The sequence below is a fragment of the Gilliamella sp. B2969 genome, assembly GCF_026536195.1.
Taxonomy (GTDB): domain Bacteria; phylum Pseudomonadota; class Gammaproteobacteria; order Enterobacterales; family Orbaceae; genus Gilliamella.
Window position 1 is genome coordinate 104,819 of sequence record NZ_JAFNOP010000008.1, and the last position, 26,693, is coordinate 131,511.

The 26,693-nt window shown below is 36.2% G+C and carries 27 protein-coding genes, 1 other RNA gene and 1 riboswitch; of the genes, 16 read left to right on the top strand and 12 right to left on the bottom strand.

Features of this window, described 5'->3' with window-relative positions; genetic code table 11:
* Both proQ and J3U66_RS08680 read right to left on the bottom strand, forming a co-directional pair.
* On the bottom strand, positions 1-537 hold the full coding sequence (proQ, locus tag J3U66_RS08675; protein ID WP_267348755.1) for an RNA chaperone ProQ: 537 nt from the start codon (positions 535-537) through the stop codon (positions 1-3).
* Between the two features lie 69 nt (positions 538-606).
* Complete coding sequence (locus J3U66_RS08680; protein WP_065634351.1) at positions 607-963, bottom strand: DNA-binding protein; 357 nt, start codon at positions 961-963, stop codon at positions 607-609.
* Between the two features lie 177 nt (positions 964-1,140).
* Here J3U66_RS08680 and J3U66_RS08685 point away from each other — a divergent pair, with 177 nt between their 5' ends.
* From J3U66_RS08685 to rnpB, 3 genes are all read left to right on the top strand, one after another.
* Positions 1,141-1,404 (top strand): helix-turn-helix domain-containing protein, encoded by a 264-nt coding sequence (locus J3U66_RS08685; RefSeq protein WP_065634350.1) that lies wholly within the window; start codon positions 1,141-1,143, stop codon positions 1,402-1,404.
* A 215-nt stretch (positions 1,405-1,619) separates the two neighbouring features.
* Positions 1,620-1,982 (top strand): outer membrane protein assembly factor BamE domain-containing protein, encoded by a 363-nt coding sequence (gene bamE, locus J3U66_RS08690; RefSeq protein WP_267333314.1) that lies wholly within the window; start codon positions 1,620-1,622, stop codon positions 1,980-1,982.
* A gap of 206 nt (positions 1,983-2,188) precedes the next feature.
* Positions 2,189-2,576: RNase P RNA component class A (gene rnpB, locus J3U66_RS08695), an RNA gene on the top strand.
* 1 nt (position 2,577) lies between these two features.
* On the opposite strand, the gene J3U66_RS08700 is transcribed toward rnpB, so the two are convergent.
* The 6 genes from J3U66_RS08700 to J3U66_RS08725 all read right to left on the bottom strand — a co-directional run bounded on the left by J3U66_RS08700 (position 2,578) and on the right by J3U66_RS08725 (position 8,888).
* Positions 2,578-3,264 carry a DedA family protein gene (locus J3U66_RS08700; RefSeq protein ID WP_267343565.1) on the bottom strand — a complete coding sequence of 229 codons (687 nt, stop codon included), beginning with the start codon at positions 3,262-3,264 and terminating at the stop codon, positions 2,578-2,580.
* 31 nt (positions 3,265-3,295) lie between these two features.
* Positions 3,296-4,750 (bottom strand): metalloprotease TldD, encoded by a 1,455-nt coding sequence (gene tldD, locus J3U66_RS08705; RefSeq protein ID WP_267333312.1) that lies wholly within the window; start codon positions 4,748-4,750, stop codon positions 3,296-3,298.
* A gap of 148 nt (positions 4,751-4,898) precedes the next feature.
* Positions 4,899-6,374: a ribonuclease G gene (gene rng, locus J3U66_RS08710; protein ID WP_267333311.1), complete on the bottom strand. Its 1,476-nt coding sequence runs from the start codon at positions 6,372-6,374 to the stop codon at positions 4,899-4,901.
* Between the two features lie 14 nt (positions 6,375-6,388).
* Positions 6,389-6,874, bottom strand: coding sequence for a rod shape-determining protein MreD (mreD, locus tag J3U66_RS08715; RefSeq protein WP_065634345.1), 486 nt, complete (start codon positions 6,872-6,874; stop codon positions 6,389-6,391).
* Positions 6,861-7,703, bottom strand: coding sequence for a rod shape-determining protein MreC (gene mreC, locus J3U66_RS08720; RefSeq protein WP_267333310.1), 843 nt, complete (start codon positions 7,701-7,703; stop codon positions 6,861-6,863). Before mreC ends, mreD begins: the two co-directional genes overlap by 14 nt.
* Before the next feature lie 138 nt (positions 7,704-7,841).
* Positions 7,842-8,888 (bottom strand): rod shape-determining protein, encoded by a 1,047-nt coding sequence (locus tag J3U66_RS08725; protein ID WP_065634343.1) that lies wholly within the window; start codon positions 8,886-8,888, stop codon positions 7,842-7,844.
* 368 nt (positions 8,889-9,256) lie between these two features.
* Here J3U66_RS08725 and accB point away from each other — a divergent pair, with 368 nt between their 5' ends.
* The 3 genes from accB (at position 9,257) to J3U66_RS08740 (ending at position 11,805) form a co-directional block, all read left to right on the top strand.
* Positions 9,257-9,721 (top strand): acetyl-CoA carboxylase biotin carboxyl carrier protein, encoded by a 465-nt coding sequence (accB, locus tag J3U66_RS08730; protein WP_267333309.1) that lies wholly within the window; start codon positions 9,257-9,259, stop codon positions 9,719-9,721.
* Between the two features lie 29 nt (positions 9,722-9,750).
* The gene (gene accC / locus J3U66_RS08735; RefSeq protein WP_267333308.1) at positions 9,751-11,097 is read left to right on the top strand and encodes an acetyl-CoA carboxylase biotin carboxylase subunit; all 1,347 of its coding nucleotides are present in this window, start codon (positions 9,751-9,753) and stop codon (positions 11,095-11,097) included.
* Positions 11,098-11,166: 69 nt separating this feature from the next.
* The gene (locus tag J3U66_RS08740) at positions 11,167-11,805 is read left to right on the top strand and encodes a bifunctional 4-hydroxy-2-oxoglutarate aldolase/2-dehydro-3-deoxy-phosphogluconate aldolase (RefSeq protein ID WP_267333307.1); all 639 of its coding nucleotides are present in this window, start codon (positions 11,167-11,169) and stop codon (positions 11,803-11,805) included.
* A 51-nt stretch (positions 11,806-11,856) separates the two neighbouring features.
* Here J3U66_RS08740 and J3U66_RS08745 read toward each other — a convergent pair whose 3' ends face one another.
* A complete protein-coding gene (locus J3U66_RS08745) occupies positions 11,857-12,627 on the bottom strand; it encodes an ABC transporter permease (RefSeq protein WP_267333306.1) in 771 nt (256 codons plus the stop codon).
* 11 nt (positions 12,628-12,638) lie between these two features.
* The gene (locus J3U66_RS08750; RefSeq protein ID WP_267333305.1) at positions 12,639-13,565 is read right to left on the bottom strand and encodes an ABC transporter ATP-binding protein; all 927 of its coding nucleotides are present in this window, start codon (positions 13,563-13,565) and stop codon (positions 12,639-12,641) included.
* 206 nt (positions 13,566-13,771) lie between these two features.
* Here J3U66_RS08750 and mog point away from each other — a divergent pair, with 206 nt between their 5' ends.
* The 5 genes from mog (at position 13,772) to cysS (ending at position 18,953) form a co-directional block, all read left to right on the top strand.
* Entirely contained in the window at positions 13,772-14,350 is a 579-nt protein-coding gene (gene mog / locus J3U66_RS08755) for a molybdopterin adenylyltransferase (protein WP_267343566.1), read from the top strand.
* Between the two features lie 201 nt (positions 14,351-14,551).
* The gene (gene argR / locus J3U66_RS08760; protein ID WP_065634336.1) at positions 14,552-15,010 is read left to right on the top strand and encodes a transcriptional regulator ArgR; all 459 of its coding nucleotides are present in this window, start codon (positions 14,552-14,554) and stop codon (positions 15,008-15,010) included.
* A gap of 103 nt (positions 15,011-15,113) precedes the next feature.
* Positions 15,114-15,288, top strand: a riboswitch (Lysine riboswitch).
* Between the two features lie 81 nt (positions 15,289-15,369).
* Positions 15,370-16,731 (top strand): lysine-sensitive aspartokinase 3, encoded by a 1,362-nt coding sequence (gene lysC, locus J3U66_RS08765; RefSeq protein ID WP_267333303.1) that lies wholly within the window; start codon positions 15,370-15,372, stop codon positions 16,729-16,731.
* A 350-nt stretch (positions 16,732-17,081) separates the two neighbouring features.
* Complete coding sequence (locus J3U66_RS08770) at positions 17,082-17,324, top strand: GlsB/YeaQ/YmgE family stress response membrane protein (protein WP_065634334.1); 243 nt, start codon at positions 17,082-17,084, stop codon at positions 17,322-17,324.
* 234 nt (positions 17,325-17,558) lie between these two features.
* On the top strand, positions 17,559-18,953 hold the full coding sequence (cysS, locus tag J3U66_RS08775; RefSeq protein ID WP_267333302.1) for a cysteine--tRNA ligase: 1,395 nt from the start codon (positions 17,559-17,561) through the stop codon (positions 18,951-18,953).
* A 55-nt stretch (positions 18,954-19,008) separates the two neighbouring features.
* Here cysS and trmJ read toward each other — a convergent pair whose 3' ends face one another.
* Positions 19,009-19,734, bottom strand: coding sequence for a tRNA (cytosine(32)/uridine(32)-2'-O)-methyltransferase TrmJ (gene trmJ / locus J3U66_RS08780; RefSeq protein ID WP_416379572.1), 726 nt, complete (start codon positions 19,732-19,734; stop codon positions 19,009-19,011).
* 255 nt (positions 19,735-19,989) lie between these two features.
* Between trmJ and raiA the strand changes: the two genes are divergently transcribed.
* From raiA to J3U66_RS08805, 5 genes are all read left to right on the top strand, one after another.
* A complete protein-coding gene (raiA, locus tag J3U66_RS08785) occupies positions 19,990-20,319 on the top strand; it encodes a ribosome-associated translation inhibitor RaiA (RefSeq protein ID WP_267333300.1) in 330 nt (109 codons plus the stop codon).
* 102 nt (positions 20,320-20,421) lie between these two features.
* A complete protein-coding gene (gene pheA, locus J3U66_RS08790; RefSeq protein WP_267348757.1) occupies positions 20,422-21,573 on the top strand; it encodes a bifunctional chorismate mutase/prephenate dehydratase in 1,152 nt (383 codons plus the stop codon).
* Positions 21,574-21,576: 3 nt separating this feature from the next.
* Positions 21,577-22,620, top strand: a complete 1,044-nt coding sequence (mutY, locus tag J3U66_RS08795; protein WP_267348759.1) for an A/G-specific adenine glycosylase — start codon at positions 21,577-21,579, stop codon at positions 22,618-22,620.
* A 69-nt stretch (positions 22,621-22,689) separates the two neighbouring features.
* Entirely contained in the window at positions 22,690-23,865 is a 1,176-nt protein-coding gene (locus J3U66_RS08800; protein WP_267348761.1) for an MFS transporter, read from the top strand.
* Positions 23,866-24,403: 538 nt separating this feature from the next.
* A complete protein-coding gene (locus tag J3U66_RS08805; protein ID WP_267348763.1) occupies positions 24,404-25,444 on the top strand; it encodes an NADH:flavin oxidoreductase/NADH oxidase in 1,041 nt (346 codons plus the stop codon).
* A 63-nt stretch (positions 25,445-25,507) separates the two neighbouring features.
* On the opposite strand, the gene J3U66_RS08810 is transcribed toward J3U66_RS08805, so the two are convergent.
* Positions 25,508-26,692 (bottom strand): FAD-dependent oxidoreductase, encoded by a 1,185-nt coding sequence (locus J3U66_RS08810; protein ID WP_267348765.1) that lies wholly within the window; start codon positions 26,690-26,692, stop codon positions 25,508-25,510.
* Position 26,693: the final 1 nt, after the last annotated feature.

Sequence of the window (26,693 nt, forward strand, 5' to 3'; positions counted from 1 at the left end):
CTATTTGGTAATAATATGCTCAGGTTTAACAGTTAATTCCATGCCAGAGCCGACATTCACCTTAATATGTTCTTTTTCAATATTAATGATTTGAACTCTTAATGGTTTATTGCCTAATAATACTTTAACAAAGTCACCCACTTTTAAAGCCTTCGGTTTTTTGACTGGTGGGCGAGAATTTTTACGTTTTTCTTTCGCTCTTTCTTTGGCTTTTTGTTTACTTTCTTTTAACTGTTGTTGGGCGTATTGTTCTTGTTCTTCATTAATAAGATCATCAGGATTTCCATCTAAATCAACTCGATTAGCACCCGCTTTAATACTATATAAATAACGCCAACTCATCGTATAAGCACGCAATGCAACACGAAGTTTGGTTTTACTCAGAACTTCACTTTCGCTCAAACGAGAAAGGATATCTTGAAATATCCCTATTTTGAGGGGTTTAGCTTCGCCTTCAAGCGTAAAACAATTAGGAAATTGTTCGACTAAATATGCAATAATCTCTTTACTATTTGTTAATTGAAACTGACTTTCCATTGGTAATTCCATTAGCAACTAAATTGAATTTTACTAGCGTTAAAGTATATCTCAGCTTAAACAATAACACTAATTATCTTTTTTCTGTTTATTAATAAAAGTAATAAAATCTTTAATACCATTACGCATTAACCAAGATGCAACGATAGATTTTTCATCATCCGATAATTGTTCAAATGCAATCATCCATAGTTGAAAAGGTTCGATAGGTGATACGACGTAGCTTGCACTTTCTTCTTCTGCATACAGTGCTTTTTTGACAACTAACGGTAAACTGGCAATATGATACTCTAGCGCTTTACCACGAACACCCGTTCTTTTTCGTGAAGTCCATTTTTCGGCTCTAGCTTTTCGATTGACGCCTTGTATCGTTGATGGCATCCCTGCAATGCTTGATAGCTCTTTTGACGAGAACCATTCTTTCATTTTCACTATCCTATTTTAGCACAATAAGAAAAAATTACAGAAATTAAAGAAACTTTGATACAATAAATTAAGAAACATAATTATTAATAACTAAAGTTCAATTGTAAACTTACTTGTTTTAGTAACATCAAAGCATAACATAGATGCACAAGGTTATAAACTAAGAGGAAATAAAAAATGAAAATAAAGTCTAGTGATTGGCACCCTGCAGACATTATTGCCGCCTTAAAAAAACAAGGAACGACCCTGGCAAATCTATCCCGACAATCGGGTTTGAGTTCATCAACATTGAGTAATGCGTTAGTTAGACCCTGGACTAAAGGCGAAGTTATTATAGCTCAAGCTCTCAATTTACAACCTCATGAGATCTGGCCTAGTCGTTATATCAATTCAAATACAAACCAACCAATAAAACGCGTCCTAAGACAAAATAAAGACTAAAAATAAAAATTATTGTACATTAATAACAAATACGCGGAAAATATGGAAACAGTAAAACACATATAGTTTCCATATTTACATAAAATCGACCAATTTCTTTGATTAATGATAATTTGATTTTTTCAAAATTAAAAAATGCGCTCATCTTGAACGTTGACGAGCATGTGTTATTATTGACACTTCAAAAATTATGTTAGTTGTCAGGTAACAATACCATGAAAAATATAAGTAAATTCATTATCGCACTATTTTCAATTATTATCCTTTCAAGCTGTAGTCAAAAGAATTTTGTCGAACAAGGTACTCCATTAAGTCAAGAAAAAGTCAGTCACATCGTCGAAGGTGCAACCACCGAATCACAGATAATTTCTTTATTTGGCGAACCGACTAGTAGAAAGGTCATTAATGCTAACGAGGCTCAGTGGACATATAAATATACTAAAAAAAGCTCTACCAGTCATATGATCATTGGCGAAACTCAATATAATATTGTTGAAGGCACACTTGATGTGCTAATTTCAAACGGTGTTGTAACTTGGTTTAATTATGACGAAAATGAAAGACAGAAAAAATGGTAATTGATTTATCTTAATACAAAAGCTAGCGCATCTTTTTGATGTGCTAGTAATTAAAATAGTTCACAGACTACCCCCTATTGATTAGCGCCTTGTTATTAGGCATATTTCATCATTATTGATTTTTAAATGCCTAAACATTACACATCTATTTGATCAAATCCAAGACAGAGCTGGACAAAATTATGCATTAGGCTATACTCATGGGCGAAATTAACCAGACAATCGCTGCTTTGTTGTAGTCCTTTTTTAAAGGAGACAAACAGAGGGGAGGAAAGTCCGGGCTCCATAGGGCAGAGTGCCAGGTAACGCCTGGGGGGTGTTGGCGAGAGCGAACATTCACGACTAGTGCAACAGAGAGTATACCGCCGATGGCTTAGCAATAAGATCAGGTAAGGGTGAAAGGGTGTGGTAAGAGCACACCGCGCAACTGGTAACAGTTGTGGCACGGTAAACTCCACTCGGAGCAAGGTCAAATAGGGATTCATTGGCGCGGCCCGCGTTGAATCCGGGTAGACTGCTTGAGCTAATGCGTGAGTATTAGCCTAGAGGAATGATTGTCCACGACAGAACCCGGCTTATCGGTTAATTTCAACTTTTATTTTTTGCCGTCTTGCTTTGCTTGTTTTTTATTATTTAACCAACGTTTTACTGCTAACCAAATCGAAAAGACTAAACCTAGCACCAATAAAAATACCGGTATTAACATTAATAAAGACATGATCTGTTTTTCATAGGTTTTAAAAATTGGTGATAATCCAAATAGATAACCTAATGTGACAATCAAAAATATCCATAATGTTGCACTAACCCAATTGTAGATGTGAAATTTACGGCTATGTAAACCTGATAAACCAGCCATCATGGGTAATAGTGTTCGAACAAAAGCAATAAATCGACCGATAAATAAAGCTTGTAATCCATATTTATGGAATAGTACTTCTGATTTATGGTGATATTTTTCTGGCAAATGCGCCATCCAATTTTGCACAATTTTGGTATTTCCCAACCAACGTCCTTGTGCATAACCAAGCCATGTGCCAAAAGCGGCGCCGGCAATCAAAATTAAATTTATAAGACCAAAATGAAAAACATCAAGACTTATCAATACACCGGTTAAAAACAGTAAACTGTCACCGGGTAGAAATGCCGCGGGTAACACACCGTTTTCTAATAAGATAATGACAAACAGCATGCCATATAATATCCATAACACATTGGGATTTGAAAGTGTTGCAATATCCATATGAACAAATGCTTGATAAAGTGTAATGATTGTTTCCATCTATTTTTATATCTCACTTATTTAGTTATGACTAATTTATAGTACCACCAACCGTTAAATTATCCACTTTTAAAGTGGGTTGTCCAACACCGACAGGTACGCTTTGCCCGGCTTTACCGCAAACACCTACACCGGAATCGAGTGATAAATCATTCCCTACCATTGAAATTTGTTGCATGGTTTCAATGCCCGATCCTATTAATGTCGCGCCTTTAACTGGATGGGTAATTTTGCCTTTTTCAATGAGGTATGCTTCTGATGCAGAAAATACAAATTTGCCGGATGTAATATCAACCTGTCCGCCAGCAAAGTTAGGTGCGTATAGCCCATAATCTACACTACTAATGATTTCATCAAATGTTGAATTACCCGCTAGCATGTAAGTATTGGTCATTCTTGGCATAGGTAAGCAAGCATAATTTTCACGGCGACCATTACCGGTAGAATGGCATCCCATTAACTTAGCATTTAGCTTATCAAACATATAACCTTTCAAAACACCATTCTCAATTAAAACCGTTTTTTGAGTTGGTGTACCTTCATCATCAATCGAAAGTGAACCACGTCGATTTTCGATGGTACCATCATCAACAATCGTACAAAGTTCTGAAGTGACCTGCTCGCCTATCTTACCAGAAAACACGGAGCTATTTTTACGATTAAAGTCACCTTCTAAACCATGACCTACCGCTTCATGTAGCAACACACCAGGCCAACCGGCACCTAAAATAACAGGCATTGTGCCGGCTGGCGCAGCTTTTGCCGATAGCGATACTAACGCAAGTCTTACCGCTTCGCGAGTATAGCTATCGGCAATACTTTCACCGGTTTGAGGATTGGTGGTTAAAAAATATTCATAACCAAAACGCCCACCACCACCACTACTGCCATGCTCTCGTTTACCATCTTTTTCAACTATTACTGAAACAGATAAACGCACTAACGGCCGAACATCAGCGCACAACGATCCATCTGTTGCTGCAATTAAAATATCTTCATAACTACCAATTAAACTCGCGGAAACTTCAATGACTCTTGGATCGATTGAACGTGCTAATGCATCAATTTGCTTTAATAGTGCTATTTTTTGTTCTTGTGAAAAAGAGTTAATTGGATTAATAGCTGGGTAAATAGCAACAGCTTCTGTTTGTTTAAACGGCGTTACAACAATTGGGGTTTGTTGTTTAGTGATTGAATTAGCGGCTAAAGCACTTTGCTCTAAACGGTTTAAAGAGAGTTGATCTGTATAAGCAAATCCAGTTTTTTCACCTACGATTGCACGAACGCCTACGCCCTGATCACGATGAAAAGAAGCATTTTTAATAATTCGATCTTCAAGCGACCAACTTTCATAGTAACCAGACAAAAAATATAAATCACCAAAATCAATTTGTCTTGAACTTAATATATCAAGCAAATTCAAAAGGTCTTGGTGGCTTAGGTTATTGGGATTGAGTAACCGTTCACTCACTTGAGTAATTATCATAAATTCCTTTATCTGTACTTTATCACATTTGTTATTTAGCTAATTGTTTTTCATCTTTGTTTATAATGGGGTTATTATTACACATTTCAAATCGTTATAATAAAACACAAGCATGATGACCGGGAGTATTGTGATGAAATAGCAATTATCACATCAATACCACATCATACTGCTCTTGAATATAAAGCGGTTCAACTTTAACTTCCACTCGCTTACCGACAAATATTTCGACTTCGGCTAGAGCATGTGATTCATCTGTAGTTAAAGCATTCGCGACAGCCGATGATGCATAAACCAAAAAGTATTCAGAACGATGAGCTTTATAGACACGGACAATTTCACGTAAAATTTCATTACAAACTGTTTCAACGGACTTGACCATACCTCTGCCTTTACATGCTGGACACTCCTCGCATAAAATGTGACCGATGCTTTCACGCGTCCTTTTGCGTGTCATCTCAACCAAACCCAATGCCGAAAACGAATTAATTGTTGTTCTTGCCCTATCTTTCGATAAAAAATCTTGTAAAGATTGCAATACTCGCTCACGGTGCAAGTCTTCTTGCATATCAATAAAATCAATGATAATAATTCCGCCTAAATTACGTAAGCGTAACTGTCGAGCTATGGCAATAGTTGCTTCAATATTAGTGTTAAAAATCGTTTCTTCTAAATTGCGATGACCAACAAAAGCACCTGTATTGATATCAATGGTTGTCATGGCTTCAGTTTGGTCAATAATTAAATAACCACCCGATTTTAATTTAACTTTGCGATCCAATGCCCGTTGAATTTCGTTTTCAGTATCATAAAGATCGAAAATCGGAATACTGCCACGGTAGTGCGATAATTTACTTGTTACTTCAGGCATAAATTCTTGAGTGAACTCAATGAGTAGATCATAGGTTTGCTTTGAATCGACCAATATTCGCTCTATCGGATCACCCACAAAATCACGCAATACCCGTTGTGATAGTTCAAGTTCACCATACACTAAATTTTTACTAATCGGGCGAGCCATTCGTTCTTGAATTTTTTTCCACAACCGTTTTAGAAAATTAGCATCTTGTTCAAGTTCATGTGCGTTAGCACCTTCAGCTGCTGTGCGAACAATAAAGCCACCTTCTGGCGTAACATATTGTTCTACAATATGTTTAAGTCTTTCTCGCTCTGTTTCACTTTCAATACGCTGTGAAGTGGCGACATGCGCTGAATTTTGCCCCGGCATTAATACCAAATAGCGCGAAGGTAAGGTAATATCAGTTGTGAGTCTTGCCCCTTTTGTACCTAAGGGATCTTTGACTACTTGTACCATTAAGTCTTGACCCTGGCGAACCAGTTCAGAAATATCCTTAACTTGAAATTGTTCTTGCTCAGAATAAGAAACGCATTCAGTATGCGGCATAATATCTGAAGCATGTAAAAAAGCCGCTTTTTCTAAACCAATATCAACAAATGCAGCTTGCATACCTGGCAAAATTCGAATGACTTTACCTTTATATATATTACCGACAATACCACGACGTGATTCACGATCGACATGAATTTCTTGCAAAACACCATCTTCAATATAAGCTACACGAGTTTCTGACGGTGTCACATTCATTAATAATTCAACAGACATAAAGAGCGTTTCCTTTAATTAATTGCAAAGTTCCGTGCTATTCGTCGTAAGAGTAGATATATCCATATCCATAAAAAGCCATCCACACAACTTGATAATAAGATATAAGGTGACATCGAAATTATATGATAAATACTAACTTGAAATATAAACACTAATCCATTATAGCAAACAGAAACCGCAATTATTATAAAAGATTGTTGCCACAATGCTAAATTACGAAGTAACTGATATTTAAAAACAAGCAAATAAGCAATAAATGAATAAATAAACGCGTGTACACCTAAAAAAGTACCCGAACATAAATCTATCATTAGACCAAATAAAAAAGCGGTGCCAATACCGACTTGGTAAGGTTGTGCAATTAACCAATAGGCTAAAATTAACATAAACCAATGAGGTTTGAACATGTTGTAAGCTGGTGGCCATGGTATAATTTGTAAACATAATCCAATAAATAATGTTAGCCAAATAAATAATATGCCATTATGACCCCTCATGTTTTACTCCTTGATCTCCCCATAATAATAGTAGATAACGTAATCGTTTTAAATCCGCTGTCGGTGTTGCCGAAATAATTGGCGTTGAATCATTAATATCGAGTTTAACTGAACTCACCACAGCCACGGGATATCCCTCAGGAAAGCGACCATCAAGTCCTGAAGTGACAAGTACATCGCCAACTTTAATATCAACATTGTTAGGTAAAAAATCAAGCGTTAGATCATTGCTACAACCATTCCCTACCGCCACCATTGATATATCGTTTCTTAATACTTGTACCGGAATGGCATGTTGATAATCACACACTAAAATCGCTCGGCTAGTTGTCTGTGCGGTTTGATAAATTTGCCCAACAATCCCTTTTTCATCAACTACCGGTTGACCAACATAAACCCCATCATTTTGACCTTTATTTACAACGACTTGATAAACATACGGATCTGTGTCTGCTAATAAAACTTGTGCCGCCATTTTATGTTCATCATGTCTGAGCGGAGATCCCAGTAATTCTCTTAACCGATTATTTTCATGTCTGAGATGATCAAGTAATAATAAATCTGCTTTTTTTTCAAGCAACAAATTATTCAGTTTTGCATTTTCTGTTTCTAATGTTTCTCGTGTTTTTGACATTTCATAAAACCCATCAAGCGTGGCTTGGGGAGCATTTGAAATGTAATATAAAGGGGAAATAATCGTATCTAAATAATAACGAACTTCTTTAAAAGGACGATAATTTATATCTAATGCAATTAAAGCTAACGACATAGCCAAAGACATAAATAATTGTACACTAAGAGGCGAACGTTTAGAAAAAAGCAATTTCATTGTTCAGTACTTACCTGTAATAGACTCAAGATCTAATTATTTTAAGATATGACTCCGCCGACAATGTCGGCGGAAAAATGAGAGGTATATTTACTAATCATTTCATTAATTAAGAGTTAGTTAACCTTGTTTGAACTTTTACTCTTCACTAAATAGATCACCACCATGCATATCAACCATATCTAATGCTTTGCCACCACCTCGCGCAACGCATGTTAGTGGGTCTTCAGCCACAACAACATGAATACCGGTTTCAGCTGACAATAGTTTATCGATATTACGTAATAATGCACCACCACCGGTTAATACCATACCATGCTCTGAAATATCAGACGCTAGTTCTGGTGGACATTGCTCTAAGGCAACTTTAACCGCACTTACAATACCACTTAATGGCTCTTGTAGTGCTTCTAAAATCTCATTAGAATTTAATGTAAAGCTACGCGGCACCCCTTCAGCAAGATTACGACCACGAACTTCAATTTCAAGCACTTCATCACCAGGATAAGCACTACCAATCACATGTTTAATACGTTCAGCAGTTGCTTCACCAATTAGTGCACCATAATTACGTCGAACATAATTAATGATTGCTTCATCAAAGCGGTCACCGCCAATTCGTGCAGATGCAGAATAAACTACACCATTTAATGAAATAACCGCAACTTCAGTCGTACCACCACCAATATCGACCACCATTGAACCGGTTGGTGCAGAAACCGGTAAATCGGCACCTATTGCTGCTGCCATTGGCTCTTCTATTAAATAGACTTCACGCGCACCTGCGCCTAAGGCTGATTCACGAATAGCACGACGTTCAACTTGAGTTGCGCCAACTGGAACACAAACAAGCACACGCGGGCTTGGTCTTAAAAAACTATGGCTATGCACTTGGCGAATGAAATACTGTAACATTTTTTCGGTAACAGAAAAGTCTGCAATCACGCCATCTTTCATTGGTCTAATCGCTGCTATATTGCCAGGCGTACGTCCTAACATTTGTTTCGCAGCATGCCCAACAGCAGCAACACTTTTAGGTGTGCCAGTACGATGATCTTGGCGAATAGCAACAACTGAAGGTTCGTTTAGTACAATACCTTGACCTTTTACATATATAAGAGTATTAGCTGTACCTAAATCGATCGATAGATCATTTGAAAACATGCCGCGAACTTTTTTGAACATAATGAAAACTCTTCCTAGAATTAATCGTGTTTAAATGTTAGTGAGTATTTGAAGCAACGCATTGTATAAATTATATACTTTTAAAGCAATATTAGGCTAAATAATATACTATTTGATGCTTTTAAAACACCACCAGCTTCAATAATAATTAAGTGTTACTATTGTATCGCAATTATAAAATAATACCTAGAAAATAGTATAACAACAGATCGTAAAGGAGATATATAATGACAAAATCGGTTTTACAGTGTATGCTTCCGCGTTAATGTTGAGTTACTGCCTTATTATCGACTTAAAAGATCTCTTTTAAGATATTAAGGATGCATTAAAATAATTGTTACTTATATCAAATAAACACGGTGTAATTCATGGATATACGCAAAATTAAAAAATTAATTGAATTAGTTGAAGAATCAGGTATTTCAGAGCTTGAAATTTCTGAAGGTGAAGAGTCAGTACGAATTAGTCGTTCTGTTCCCGCTACAAACTATTCTGCGCCAATACAAAATATTCAAATTCCTCAAGCATCCCCAGTTGTCGTTGCACCTAGTGCAGCAGCCGATGTTGTTGTTACTGAAGCTGATCCGATTACGCCTACTGGCACGACTATAAAATCGCCAATGGTAGGCACTTTTTATCGCACACCAAGTCCAGAGTCAAAAGCGTTTGTTGAAGTGGGTCAAACTGTAAATGTTGGTGACGTACTTTGTATTGTTGAAGCGATGAAAATGATGAACCAAATTGAATCAGAAAAAGCAGGCACAATTAAAGCTATTTTAGTTGAAAACGGTCAACCAGTTGAATTTGATCAGCCACTATTCATCATTGAATAATATTCATTTAAAAAATTAAGAGATTGAATATGCTTGATAAAATTCTTATAGCTAATCGTGGCGAAATCGCTCTACGTATCTTGAGAGCCTGTAAAGAACTTGGTATTAAAACTGTTGCAGTTCACTCGTCGGCAGATAAAGATTTAAAACATGTTTTACTTGCAGACGAAACCGTCTGCATTGGTCCAGCAGCTTCTGCTAAAAGCTATCTTAACATTCCAGCATTGATTTCTGCTGCTGAAGTAACGGGTGCGGCAGCTATCCATCCTGGATATGGTTTTTTATCAGAAAATGCGGACTTTGCTGAACAAGTTGAGCGTTCAGGCTTTATTTTTATAGGCCCTAAAGCTGATACCATTCGTTTAATGGGTGATAAAGTGTCGGCAATTCATGCCATGAAAAAAGCAGGTGTACCTTGTGTGCCAGGTTCTGATGGGCCATTAGGCAATGATATGAATACCAATAAACAAATCGCTAAAAAAATTGGTTATCCTGTCATTATTAAAGCATCAGGTGGCGGCGGTGGTCGTGGTATGCGCATTGTTAGAGAAGAAAAAGATCTTGAACAATCGATTAAAATGACAAAATTAGAAGCAAAAACAGCTTTTAATAATGATATGGTTTATATGGAAAAATTCCTTGAAAATCCACGCCATATTGAAATACAAGTACTATCTGATGGTCAAGGTAACGCGGTTTACTTGGGTGAACGAGATTGTTCAATGCAAAGACGTCATCAAAAAGTTGTTGAAGAAGCGCCAGCTGTAGGTATTACACCTAAAATGCGTAAATTCATTGGTGAACGTTGCGTTAATGCCTGCATTGAAATCGGCTATCGTGGTGCGGGTACATTTGAGTTTTTATTTGAAAATGGTGAATTCTATTTCATCGAAATGAACACCCGTATTCAAGTTGAACATCCTGTTACCGAAATGGTTACGGGTGTAGATTTGATTAAAGAGCAAATTTCAATTGCAGCAGGTCAGCCGCTATCATTAAAACAGAGTGATATTCATATTACTGGTCATGCCATTGAATGCCGTATTAATGCTGAAGATCCAAAAACCTTTATGCCTTCACCAGGTAAAATTACCCGTTTTCATGCGCCTGGTGGTTTTGGTATTCGTTGGGAGTCTCATATTTACGCTGGCTACACTGTTCCACCTTATTATGACTCAATGATCGGTAAATTAATTGCTTATGGTGAAACGCGTGAGGTTGCAATTGCACGTATGAAAAATGCCTTAGCTGAATTAGTCATTGATGGGATAAAAACCAACATTGATTTGCATATCGAAATTATGAATGATAAAGGCTTCTTAAAAGGTGGTACGAATATTCATTATTTAGAGAAAAAATTAGGTATTTATGAGTAGTAAACACTAATCGCTACGTTATTAGCGATTAGTGTCATATTTAATATTGATAAAGAATTGGTGAAGCAAATGAAAAACTGGAAAAAAAGCGCTGAAGATATTTTAACACTCGGCCCGGTTGTACCGGTTATTGTTATCGAGCGCTTAGAAGATGCGGTACCACTAGCCAAAGCATTAATCGCAGGTGGAGTAAAAGTGCTTGAGGTTACATTAAGAACGGCTTGTGCTCTTGATGCGATTAAGAAAATTATCAAAGAAGTACCCGAAGCGGTCGTTGGTGCAGGTACTGTGACCACTGTTGAACAACTCAAACAAGTGACTGATGCTGGTGTTGAGTTCGTCATAACTCCCGGTATTACCGACGCTATTTTAAAAGCCGCAGTCGAGGGACCAATTCCAGTTATTCCAGGTATTGCAACCATTTCTGAACTACTAACTGCTCAAGAGTATGGGTTAACGGCATTGAAGTTTTTCCCAGCTGAGATCAATGGCGGTGTGGCTGCATTAAAAGCTTTTGCTGGCCCTTGTGGATATATGAAGTTTTGTCCAACCGGTGGCGTTAATCCAAAAAATTACCGCGATTATTTAGCCCTTGAAAATGTACTTTGTGTTGGTGGAACATGGTTTATTCCAACCGATGCAATAGCAAAAGGTGAATTTGCTAAAATTACTGAAATGGCACAACAAGCTGTTGCTGGTGCACAATAAGATACTAATACGCCGACATTTGTCGGCGGTTAATTGATAAAAACGATCAAACTAACTCCGTAATCCTTTTCCTTTTTCAATCAAATTCCATACCATGATATAAAGTGCTATTACAAATAAAATTAGCATTGAAAAAGTGATCCACAATGATACATCTGTCACCCCTAAAAACCCATAGCGAAAACCATTAATCATATAAACAATAGGATTTAGTTTCGATACCCATTGCCAAAAAGTAGGTAGCATGCTAATTGAATAAAATACGCCACCAAGATAAGTTAATGGAGTTAACACAAAAGTAGGGATAATACTAATATCATCGAAGGTTTTTGCGTACACTGCATTTAATAGTCCTGCAAGTGAAAATAAAATTGACGTTAACAGCAGCGTACATACAACAAAAAGCCAAGAATGAACTTGATAGCGAACAAAAAATAACGATACGATTGTCACTAATATACCAGTTAAAATCCCACGCATAACGCCCCCACCAACATATCCCCAAATTAAAATATGGGTAGGCACAGGGGCAACTAATAACTCTTCAATATTTCGTTGAAATTTGGCACTAAAAAATGACGAGCAGACATTAGTATATGAGTTAGTAATGACAGACATCATAATAAGTCCCGGCACAATAAATGCCATATAATTAAATCCGCCCATATCACCAACACGCGATCCAATTAAGTTACCAAAAATAATAAAATAAAGCGACATTGTAATAACTGGCGGAATCAAAGTTTGCACCCATATTCTTAAAAACCGAGTGACTTCTTTACGCCAAATACTTTTTAATGCAATCCAATATAAATGATTCATTTAACGTTCCCCTATCCCTGCTCACTATGATGCAAAAGATCGACAAATAACTCTTCTAATCGATTTGCTTTATTTCGCACACTTATCACCTTGATTTGTTGTTGATTAAGCTGTTCAAATAATTGATTTAAACCAAGCTGTTTATTAACTTTTACCTCTAACATACCTGATTCAATATTTGAAAATTGATAACCCTCTAAGGTAATTGGTTCCTTGGTTGGAATATAATCAATAATAATGGTTTCAGATTGACTATTAGCGAGCAAATCACGCATAGAAGAGTTGGCAATTAATTGGCCATGTTGAATAATACCGATATGCCGACATAGCATTTCCGCTTCTTCCAGGTAGTGAGTAGTCAAAATAATTGTAATGCCTTGGCGATTAATCTCGCGTAAAAAATCCCACATTGAACGTCTTAATTCAATATCAACGCCCGCGGTGGGTTCATCTAGAATTAAAAGTTTAGGTTCATGCACTAATGCTCTAGCTATCATTAACCGCCTTTTCATTCCGCCTGATAACATACAAGCGCGGCTATGGCGTTTATCCCACAAATCTAAAATCCGTAAATATTTTTCAGCACGCTCTAAAGCCAATTTACGTGGCAATCCATAATAACCACCTTGGTTAGTTATTATTTGTAGCACTTCTTCAAATTGATTAAAATTAAACTCTTGCGGGACTAGCCCTAATTGTCTTTTTGCATTAACGATATCATTATCTAAGTCATAACCAAATATTTTAACCTGGCCCGATGTCTTAGTGACCAGTGAGCTAATGATGCCTATCGTGGTTGACTTACCCGCACCATTAGGACCGAGTAATGCATAAAAATCACCGGCTTGTACTGTCAAATTAATGCCTTTTAACGCTTGCACACCATTTTTGTAAATTTTTTTAAGCTCAATTAACTCTAGTGCAGGTATTGATGACATGAAAATATCCTAAATAAATAGATTATTATTTACATTATGCTATTGCATTTATTAGAAGGGAAATATTGACAATATAATCTTTAGTTGTAAAGGTCTTTTTAGTATTATTTAGGATATCACAAAGAACAAATGACACCAGATCTAACGCAAGTTGCTAAAATACTAAGATTTGATAGGTAAGTTTTAAATTTGAAGGAATAAAAAATATGATTAAAATTGGACTGGTTTCAGTATCAGATCGGGCATCGCAAGGTATTTATGCAGATGAAGGAATACCGGCTTTGTTATTATGGCTCAAAACCGCATTGATAACCCCGTTTGAAACCGAAAATCGCGTTATTCCTGATGAACAACCTTTGATTGAAAGCACATTATGTGACTTAGTTGATAATTTTCACTGTCACTTAGTTTTAACCACTGGCGGTACCGGCCCGGCTTTGAGGGATGTCACGCCAGATGCCACGTTAGCTATTGCCGATCGCATCATGCCGGGCTTTGGCGAACAAATGCGTCAAATTAGCTTGCATTTTGTGCCAACAGCGATTTTATCAAGGCAAGTCGGCGTTATTCGCAAAAAATGTTTAATATTAAATCTGCCCGGTAGACCAAAATCTATTCAAGAAACACTACAAGGTGTTAAAGATAGTGAGGGCAATAGCCTAGTTGATGGAATTTTTGCCAGTGTTCCTTATTGTATAGATCTTCTTGAAGGGCCTTATATTGAAACGCATGAACACATCGTCAAATCGTTTAGACCCAAAAGCAGCATAAAATCAGATAATTGATTTTATGCAAATATTATGCATAATTATGAACCATATGCATTACACTCATTGAATATGAGGTGCTGAAACAACCTTTGATATAACGGTTTTCAACATATTTACCAATAAGTTTATGTGAATATTGTTAAGATAAAAGCAGCACAAAAACATTACCGTTAATTCAATGAAACAACCGTCATAAATGAATTCCTAAGGAAAATTATGAAACAAGACGATCTGACTAAAACGTTTAAAGAAATGCTGCTGCAAGAAAAATTTAGTTCTCAAATTAGTATTGTGCAAGCGTTACAAGAACAAGGATTTGATAATATTAACCAATCCAAAGTTTCCAGAATGTTAACCAAATTTGGCGCAGTTAGAACTCGTAATGCCAAATCAGAAATGGTTTATTGTCTACCTGCTGAAATGAGCGTTCCAACAACGAGTAGCCCTTTAAAAAATTTAGTTGTAGATATTGATTATAACAGTTCGATGGTTGTGATTCGTACCAGCCCTGGCGCCGCTCAGCTTATTGCCAGATTGCTTGATTCCATAGGCAAGTCAGAAGGCATTTTAGGATCAATAGCCGGTGATGACACTATCTTTAGTACACCAACTAAATCTTGTTCTGTTAAACATTTATACCAAACTATCATTCAACTATTTGAACAAGAATTATAATCAATGATTGAACATTACGGCATTAATATTTCGTACTTAACCTATTGACAGATTTGACAGAATCGTTAATTCTATATAGCGACACTATTGTAACTTAAGTTACATATAAAGAAGAGGCGCATTACTCAGGTAAATTATTTTAGGTTCTGGTACTTGTTATAAATAATTGAGGGGAGGTAATGCCGAGGTTTGGTTAAACTTCCAGAAATTAACCAGATCGACTACAAGGGCTGAATCCCTTGGGTTGTCACCTAAGCAGGTGGAGCGCTTCCCGGTCTGTACTTTTTCAACGAGAATGTAAATAGCACATACCCTCGCTCTATCTCTGTTAAAAATTAAATTTTTAATATGAGGAATCCATGGAAACATCATTTGTCATTGCCAAGTTTGGTGGTACTAGTGTTGCTGATTATTCAGCAATGGTAAATAGCGCTAACATTGTTATTGCTAACCCTAACGTCAAAGTTGTTGTGTTATCGGCATCAGCCGGAATTACAAATTTACTGGTCGCTTTAGCCGAAGGCCGTGATGCAGAAGTTAGAGCACAGCACATTGCGAAAATCCAATCTATCCAATATAACATCCTAGAAAATCTACCCGAAAACCAAACCTTAAGAGCTGAAATAGATCAAATCATCGCAAATATTGCCTCTTTATCAGAAGCAGCCAGCCTTGCAACATCAGCGGCTTTAACCGACGAACTAGTCAGTCATGGCGAAATTATGTCGTCAAAATTATTTGTCGAAATATTACGAGAAAAACAAAAAAATGCCATGTGGTTTGATGTCCGCAAAGTTATGCGCACTGATGATAATTTTGGTAAAGCTCAACCTAAAATTGACGAAATTAAACAACTTTGTTGCGCTCATCTTAAATCCTTAAATGGTAATGCGTTGGTTGTCACTCAAGGTTTTATTGGTAGTGAAACTAGCGGTAAAACAACAACATTAGGACGAGGGGGAAGTGATTATACAGCAGCGTTACTTGGTGAAGCATTAAATGCGAGTCAAATTGATATTTGGACAGATGTTGCCGGCATTTATACAACTGATCCACGGATTACACCAACAGCTAAACGTATTGATGAAATATCATTCGCTGAAGCCGCTGAAATGGCAACCTTTGGTGCCAAAGTTTTGCACCCAGCAACGTTGGTACCAGCAGTTCGAAGTAATATTCCAGTATTTGTTGGTTCAAGTAAAGCGCCACAAGATGGGGGAACCATTGTTTATAATACTCACAGTATTCAATCAACCGTACCGACCTTTAGAGCATTAGCACTGCGTCGAAAACAAACCCTTGTTACATTAACAAGTTTAAATATGTTACATGCTCAAGGCTTTTTGGCTAATGTCTTTACTATATTGGCTAAACACAATATTTCGGTTGATTTAGTCACAACATCTGAAGTGAGTATTGCCTTAACAATTGATACTACCGGCACCAACACCAACGGTGGTAGTTTATTAACTAAAGAATTGTTTGATGAGCTCTCTGGTTTATGTCATGTAGAAGTTGAAGAAGATTTAGCGCTTATTGCCATTATCGGTAATCAATTAACATCAACCAAAGGGATAGCTAAAGAAGTCTTTGGGGCGTTAGATGACTATATTATTAGACTGTGTTGTTATGGTGCAAGTACACATAATTTATGCCTTTTAGCTAGAAGTCACGATGCTGAATCCATCATAAAAATTTTACATAAAACAATATTTGAATAAATACCACTAGCAAGAGAAGGTTAATAGCCTTCTCTGTTTCTATTAACCTGTTTCTCACTTACCCCATCAATAAATTAGCTCATAAAATTAACGGTATAAAAAGCCTAGTATCTAACTAAAAATAATTGTAAACTATATCATAAATGATTAGATGAATATATTACTTCGATATCACGACTTATTTAATCATTTGTTACTAATATATCTACTTGCTATTTCTTTTATCTACATATTTTTATTCTTAATAAGAAGTTAAGTTCAATCAATTAAATTATAAACATTATTTATTAATTTTTTTATACGCTGATAGTCATCATACATTTAAACTTAATCAAACAAAGGAAATCATTATGGGTCTATTAAGTTGGATTATTTTAGGATTACTTGCTGGTTGGATTGCCAAGTTTTTTATGCCACTGGGTAAAGTGGGTGTCATTAAAACAATTATTCTGGGTATTGCAGGCGCGCTAGTTGGCGGGTACATCAGTACTTTCTTCGGCTTAGGTAGTGTCAATGGTTTTAACTTCTATAGCCTGTTAATTTCAGTATTAGGGGCAATATTACTTATTTATATTTATCGTTTACTTAAATAATATCCCTGTTTAGATCTAAATTGGCGGGTTAATCCCGCCGATGATTTGCTATTTTAAGTGCCATTCAACGCATTACTCAACAAATAAAGTGCTCATAAGTAATCAAAGCTACCTATAGTAATTCGGTTAGTCAGAACTATTTTGATTAGAAACATTGTAATAAATAATTTCGTGATAGTTAGATTTTTGTTATATTACCTGACAACATTCACTAAATTAAACGTAAAAATTATAATGTTAAAAATATTCAATACATTAACCCGTGAAAAAGAAATTTTTAAATCCATTCATGCCAATAAAGTTGGATTATATGTCTGCGGCGTAACCATTTATGATCTTTGCCATATTGGTCATGGTCGTACTTTTGTCGCGTTTGATGTGGTAACCCGTTATTTACGTTTTTTAGGTTATGATTTAACTTATGTTCGTAACATTACCGACGTTGATGATAAAATTATAAAACGAGCACTCGAAAATGGTGAAACCTGTGATCAGCTAACTGAACGAATGTTGAAAGAAATGTACGCCGATTTTGATGCACTTAATATTAAACGTCCTGATGTTGAACCTCGCGCTACTCATCATATGCCACAAATCATCGATTTAGTGCAAGAGCTGATTAAAAAAGATCATGCTTATATTGCTGATAATGGTGATGTTATGTTCTCGGTCGAAAGTGATGCTAATTATGGTATTTTATCACGTCAAAATCTTGAACAATTACAAGCTGGCGCTCGAGTAGATGTTGTTGATGTCAAACGAAACCCAATGGATTTTGTACTTTGGAAAATGTCCAAACCCAACGAGCCTAGTTGGGATTCACCTTGGGGTAAAGGTCGCCCAGGTTGGCACATTGAATGTTCAGCGATGAATAGTTATCAATTAGGTCATCATTTTGATATCCATGGTGGCGGTTCTGATTTGATGTTCCCACACCATGAAAATGAGATTGCGCAATCAACTTGCGCGCATAATGGTCAGTATGTTAATTACTGGATGCATTCAGGCATGGTGATGATCGACCAAGAAAAAATGTCAAAATCACTTAATAACTTCTTTACCATTCGCGATGTATTAAAGCATTATGATCCTGAAACTGTACGTTATTTTCTACTTTCTGGCCACTATCGTAGCCAGCTTAACTATAGCGAAGAAAATTTAAAACAAGCAAGAATGGCTTTAGAGCGATTATATACAGCTTTACGCGATACTGATAGCAATTATCCTTATACATTATCAACAGATAGCCAATATTATCGTCAATTTTGCGATGCCATGAATGATGATTTTAATACACCAGAAGCTTATTCAACTTTATTTGATTTAGCTCGCGAAATTAATAAAGCTAAGGCTGAAAATGATATGACATTAGCTAATCAATTAGCAGCTCAATTGCGTTATTTAGCCAAAGTTCTTGGTTTGTTAGAACAAGATCCAATAAAATTTTTACAAGGCGATAATCAAGACGCAGTAGATGTTGAACTAATTGAATCGTTAATTAAGCAACGTAATGAAGCTCGTGCCACTAAAAATTGGGCTTTAGCCGACGAAGCCCGAGATAAGCTAAATGCTATGAATATTGTGCTTGAAGATGGCGCCACAGGAACCACTTGGCGTAAAAAGAGCTAAATAATGTAGTTCATCTAAAGATACCCCATATCCTTGTATGAGGTATCTTTAGACCTTATAACTTTTTATCAATGGAAGTTAAAATTCCCCTCAAAATATTTAACTCTGATTGCTCAATTCGCGCACGCGTAAATAATCGACGCAAACGCCCCATAATTTGTCCAGGATGATTTGCATTAATAAAACCTGTTTGTAATAAAGTTTGTTCTAAGTGCTGATAAAACCGTTCAATATCTTCATCCTTTGGAAATTGAATAGCTGAATCACATTGACTGGTTAAAACTGTTTGACGATTTAATAGTGACATTCGAATCTCATAACATAACACTTGCACTGACATTGCTAGATTTAATGAACTGTAATCGGGATTGGCAGGAATACCAACATGATAATGACATTTTTGCAGTTCGTCATTGGTCAATCCAACACGCTCACGGCCGAAAACTAACGCCACATCTGCATTCTCGGTTGCTTCTTGAATTATTTTATCGCCACACTCTTTAGGCGTTAAATTGGGCCACTGCAAGCTACGTGGGCGTGCACTCGTACCAATGACTAAACGACAATCAGCTATCGCTTGCTCAAGTGATGTAAAAATTTGCGCGTTTTTTATAATATCGCTAGCACCAGCCGCTAACGAAATAGATTGCGAATCGGGTTTTATCACCGGATTGACTAAACAAAGATTCGATAGCCCCATGGTTTTCATTGCTCTAGCCGCTGATCCCATATTACCGGTATGAGAAGTTTCGACTAATACAATTTTTACTTTATCTAAAATGTTCACATCATCCTCGTAAAAAATAAAACTATTGTTAGATCATATTAACAATTAGTATATAGTAAAAATGTTACAAAATGCAGTTTGACTATTGTTTGATTTGATACAACTATAGGATTTTTCTGGACAATAATCACAAAGATTTGTTTGAGTACAAATAACCTATTGACGAAATACAAATAATTTGCCAATGTAGATAAATAAACACGCAGTAGTGTTTGCTCAATTTGTAAGTAAACAAAGTGGAGGTCAATTATGACTTTAAGTATTACCAGTAAGCAAATGGACATTACTCCAGCAATTCGTAGCTATCTCGAAGATAAGTTTTCGAAACTAGATAAATGGAGAGCACTGTTAATCAACCCTCATTTTATTTTATCTAAAGAACCCGATGGATTTATAATTGATGCAACTATTGCAACTAAAGGTTCCCCCTTAGTTGCTTCGGCAAAACATAGCGATATGTATGCAGCAATCAATGCTTTGATTGAAAAACTTGAAAAACAACTTAATAAAATTCAACACAAAAGTGAATCTAGACGTGCATTTGATAGTATAAAAAGCGCTGTTATTGAAGAAGAATAGTAATTAATTATTTATTGAAATAGAAGAAAAAGGCACTTTGATAGTGCCTTTATTTTTTTGCTTGTTATAATATCACTAACTTTTTTTATATAATGAATAGATATGACTGTAAATCCTTTGTTGCCTTTACGTGACCAAATTAACGAAATTGATCGAAACCTTCTTGAACTCATAGCTAAACGACGCGAACTTTCAACCAAAGTTATTCAGACTAAAATTGCAGCAAATATTCCTGTACGTGATTTAGAGCGTGAACGATCACTAGTAAAAGCGTTGATCAATCAAGGAAAAAACCATAGCCTTGATGACTTGCTGATCAGACGTTTATATCAAATCATTATTGAAGATTCAGTTTTACTGCAACAAAAAATCTTACAAGAGAATCTAAACCAAAATTGTGTTACTAGCGCAAAAGTGGCTTTTTTGGGGCCCAAAGGTTCCTATTCGCATTCCGCTGCTCGCCGTTATGCTAGTGCTAATTTAGAGCAGATGGTTGAATCAAGTTGCTCAACGTTTAAAGATGTCTTTGAACAAATTGAACATAATTTGGTGGATTATGGCATACTACCGATTGAAAACTCGAGTTCAGGATCAATAAATGAAGTTTATGATCTACTGCAAAAAACACATTTACATATTATTGCAGAACTGTCATTACCTATAGATCACTGCATCCTTGCTATACCAAATACTGAGCTTGATAAAATTGATACCATTTACAGCCATCCACAACCTTTTCAACAATGTAGTAATTTTCTAGAAAATTATCCGCATTGGAAAATTGTTTACTGTGATAGTACCTCATCAGCAATGGAAACCGTTGCTAAATTAAATAAGCCTAATGTTGCAGCAATAGGCAATAAAGATGGGGGAGAGTTATATGGACTTAAAATGCTTGAACATAATTTTGCCAACCAAAAGCAAAATATCACTCGCTTTATTGTACTTGCGCGAGAACCGATAGCCGTATCAGATCAAATTCCAGCTAAAACAACAATTTTAATGAAAACCGGTCAACAGGCAGGGGCGTTAGTTGATGCACTGTTAGTGCTACGTAATCATAATATTGTGATGACTAAACTTGAGTCTCGACCCATTCATGGTACCCCATGGGAAGAGATGTTTTACATCGATTTACAAGGCAACATCCATTCAGATGAAATGCAAACAGCATTGAAAGAGTTGGCATCCATAACGCTCTATACTAAAGTATTAGGTTGTTACCCAAGTGACTCGGTTGCGGCGATAGTCTAACTAATGAAAATGATGCAACATTTTTCTCAAGCGGTCATTCGCTGGTATGAGCAGTTTGGTAGAAAGACGCTACCATGGCAAATAGAAAAAAGCCCTTATCATGTCTGGTTGTCGGAAGTTATGTTGCAACAAACCCAAGTTGCCACAGTTATTCCCTACTTTAAGCGATTTATTGCGCATTTTCCTAAGATCTCTGATCTTGCCAACGCGCCTATTGACGATGTTCTACACCTTTGGACTGGACTGGGTTATTATGCTCGTGCACGTAATTTGCATAAAGCCGCACAAATTGTCAATGACAAATTTAAAGGTATATTTCCGACTCGTTTTGATGATGTTGTTGCATTACCAGGAGTCGGACGCTCTACTGCCGGTGCTATTTTATCACTATCACAAAATCAACATTTTGCTATTTTAGATGGTAATGTTAAACGAGTACTGACTCGTTATTTTGCCGTAGAAGGCTGGCCAGGCAACAAAACTATCGAAAATAAGCTATGGCAGTTGAGTGAACAAGTTACGCCAAAACACGATGTCGCAAAATTTAATCAAGCGATGATGGATATAGGCGCGACAGTTTGTACGCGTTCTAAACCTAAGTGTAACTTATGCCCACTCAATGTTGAGTGTATAGCTTACAAAACCGAAAGTTGGCAACAATTTCCAACTAAAAAACCTAAATCAACGCTTCCTGAAAAAACCGCTTATTTTTTGATACTAGAATATCAACACGCAATATGGTTAGAAAAAAGACCGCCATCAGGAATTTGGGGAGGCTTATATTGCTTACCCGAATTTGCAAATCAACAAGCATTAGAAGATTGGTTAATCCAAAGGGGAATTGAAACCACGCCGCCAGAACAATTAATTTCGTTTCGACACACTTTTAGCCATTTTCACTTAGATATTATACCGATGAAGTGTATTATCACTAATTATAAAAAGTGTTTAGATGAGACCAATGGTTATTGGTATAATTTGAAAACTGAGAATGCAAAAATTGGCTTGGCAACACCAATTTATAACTTACTAAAACAATTCGTTTAATATCAAGCCAAGTTTTTCTACCCATATTTTTTGTATATAATTGCCGATTATTTTTATTTAAAATAGCTAATGAACAATACACAAAATCAAGCTTTGTCGAAGTGGTTAATTTTTTTAATGGCATTTGCAATAGGTATTACTATTGCCAGTAATTACTATGCACAACCTCTGTTACACTCTATTACCAATGATTTAAACATTGCAGTTGAACACTCTGGCGCGATCATTATGACTGCACAATTTAGTTATGCTGTCGGCTTATTATTTATTACGCCGCTAGGTGATAAACTCGAACGTAAAAAATTGATACTGATTTTAATGATCTTATCAACATGTGGTCTTATTATTAGCGCTTTATCGATCAATTTATGGATGCTAATACTAGGAACGGCCTTGACCGGACTCTTTTCAACTGTCGCCCAGGTATTAATTCCATTCGCTGCGACCTTATCAAAACCTGAGCATCGAGGAAAGGTGGTTGGTACATTAATGAGCGGTATGTTATTAGGTATATTATTAGGTCGAACCTTTGCAGGGGCTATTTCGTCAAATGCCGACTGGCATTATGTCTATTGGATTGCGGCAACTATTATGATCACTGTCACTGCGTTACTTGGTTTTTATTTGCCTACCTATCGCAATACCATTAATATTAATTATTTTAAACTGTTATTATCAATCGGCACGCTCTATAAACAAGAACCAATACTAAGAATTCGTTCGCTACTGGCAATTATTTCTTTTGCCCTATTTTCACTATTATGGACGCCACTTGCGTTTTTATTGACTGATGCGCCCTACCATTATTCTGATTTTATTATTGGCCTGTTTGGTTTAGCGGGAGCGGCTGGTGCTCTTGGCTCACCGATTGTCGGAAAATTATCTGATATAGGTAAAGGCACACTAGCGACAACCATTGGTTTATGTTTATTACTACTATCTTGGCTACCACTTTCACTAGCACAGTATTCAATCATAGCGCTAATTTTAGGCGTAATATTGCTCGATTTTTCGGTACAAGTTACCCATGTTTCTAATATGAGTGCTATTTATCAAATTAGACCCGATGCCCGCAGTCGAATGAACACAGGTTATATGGTTTGCTATTTTATTGGAGGCATGCTGGGCTCGGTTACTTCAACCTACTTATTTAGCCACTATGGTTGGCTATCGATAGCCATTACCGGAACGCTATTGGGGTTACTTGGTATCGTCAGTTGGTATATTTACAATACTAAAAAATAGTACAATCATTGAATTTAAATTGATATCACAAACAACTCAACCCTATTTTTTAATAAAAATATTTGAGCTTTAGTTAATATAGTTTAACACATTGTTTATAATCTTATTTTTTCTTCTGCTTAAACAAACCGAATTGTTGATTGTTTAAGATGATCGATTAAATAATCACAATTAACTTCTGATTTTATTATAGATTAGCTTAATTAAAATTCCTGGCACAAGAATTAATCCGAATTGAAAATAATAAAAATGGATAGCATCAAATAGACTAAAAACTAACACAATACCCCTTGTACATAACAAGAAGAAACGGAATAATCCTCTTCTTGCTTAGAATAAGATTATTTATAATACAATATGCTAAATAGCAGTTAATATTGATAAGTACATCGTTGTTCTATAAATTAAAGCAACCATTATGGTGGCAATCATCACTAAAATGTTTTCAGTAATAGTTAATAATCATAAAGCTACCATCAATATTTTTAAATTAAAAACGGTTTAATGGTCCAATTACTCAATACTTAAGGAGTCATTTATGGCAAAAATTTCATATCTTAATACGCCATTTACTGTAAAAAAATTAACACTCAAAAATCGTATTGTGATGCCGCCAATGTGTCAATATCAAGCAACGGATGGCGTGCCTAATGATTGGCACTTTGTTCACTATGTGTCGCGTGCGGTTGGCGGTGTTGGATTAATTATTGTAGAAATGACTAATATCGCGCCAAATGGTCGAATCTCGCCAAATTGTCTGGGTTTATGGAATGATGAGCAAAAAGATCAATTCAAACGAATTGTTGATGCTGTACATGCACAAAATGGCAAAATCGCCATCCAAATTGCCCATGCCGGACGCAAAGCATTAGGTACATCTGATGTCGTGTCGTGCTCACCAATTAAATATGATGGCGCTAACGAAGCCATGGAAAAATGGCAATACCAAACGCCTCGGGAATTATCCAAAGATGAAATCATCGAGATCATTGAAAAATTCAAACAATCAACCCAAAGAGCAATTGCTGCTGGGTTTGATGCGATTGAAATACATGCGGCACATGGCTATTTGATCCATCAATTTTGCTCACCAAAAAGTAATCACCGAACTGATAAATACGGGCAAGATAAATTATTATTTGCTGAGCAAGTTATCGAAGCCGTCAAATCAGTCATGCCATCGGATATGCCTTTAATAGTGCGTTTTTCAGCCCAAGAATATGGAAAGGACGGCTATGATGTTGAGTACGGGCGTAAACTGGCCAAATGCTTTGCTGATGCTGGCGCTGACGTATTAGATGTCAGTGGAGGGGGGGACGGACAGTTAGATCCAGCACATACCCCTGAATTTCATGCTGGCTATCAAGTATATTTAGCGCAAAGCATTCGCAAAATAACAAATTTGCCGATTATCACCGTCGGTATGCTCGAAGATCCATATGTAGCTGATTATGTATTAAGCACTAAAGATGCTGATCTTATTGGCATTGGACGAGGGTTATTACGCGATCCATATTGGGCTTTACATATCCCATCCTCACCATTTATACCAAGCTCTTATGCTACAGCGTTTAAATAACTCAGTTTTATACTTCATTATCCATCAAGCCATGCTTAAGGGTAATGAAGTCATAAATTTAACTTAAATATGCATAGCATATTTAATTAACTGTTTTTTGATAGGAGAGCAATGATCGATAGTATTCATACCAACTGTTCTTATTAATTTTTTAACAAGACTATCACCGTTAAACATATCTTGTATGGTTCGCATAGCGGTTAACATCACTAAGGTATCTTTTCGACGCATAAATTGAAACAATTTTAAATTATCAACTAATCCAAAATCTTTTTGTTGATCAATTAATTTTTTAATTGTTGTAACCAATAATGCTGAATCTTGAAATCCAAGATTGACACCTTGCCCAGCTAAAGGGTGAATGGTATGAGCAGCATCACCAATTAACACTAAACGATGTTTAATAAATTGTCTTGCTAAACGCGCTTTCAATGGGAAAACCATTCTTGGATTGATTAACTGACATTGACCGACTTTATCACCCGTTAAATGAAATAATTCATTGCAGAAATCTGATTCTGACATTGAAGATAGCATTGCCGCATTATCAGGCTTTGTTGACCAAACCAAACAACTTTTATTTTGTTGCCAAAGCGGCAAAAAAGCGACAATACCATTTGGATAAAAAATCTGTCTTGCACAAGATTGATGTGGGTAACGCGTTTCAACTGTGGTTATTACAGCATGATGAATATAATTACGTTCAAAAACAGAAATGTTTTCTTGCTTTCGAATCCAAGAGTGTGCCCCATCAGCACCAATGACTAATTTAGCATATAATACAGTTTCATTAGATAATGTTAGACAAGCGTAATCTTGGCTAAACTCACTATTAATTGCTTGATCAGTATAAATGGTGATGTTAGTACGTGATAATGCGTATTGATAAAGATAGTGAGATATTACATCATTTTCAATGATATAACCAAGATTAGCATAACCATAATCTTTGGCATGAGCAGCTAAATGTGCTTGACCATTTTTTTCCCAAACACCTATTTCAGAAAAATCTTGTACTCGTTTACTTGCTAATAAATCATCCCATATTCCAATTTGCGCAAAATAACGCTGACTAGCATTATTTATTGCAGACGCTCGAATACCTATCTCATTATGAAATAATTGTTGATGCTGATGAATGTTAGCATCGACAAGCGCAATGTTTAAACCATGTTGACTAAGTGCGCAAGCAGTTGCTAAACCAACTAATCCACCACCAACAATAGCAATATCAAAATTTTTATTCATA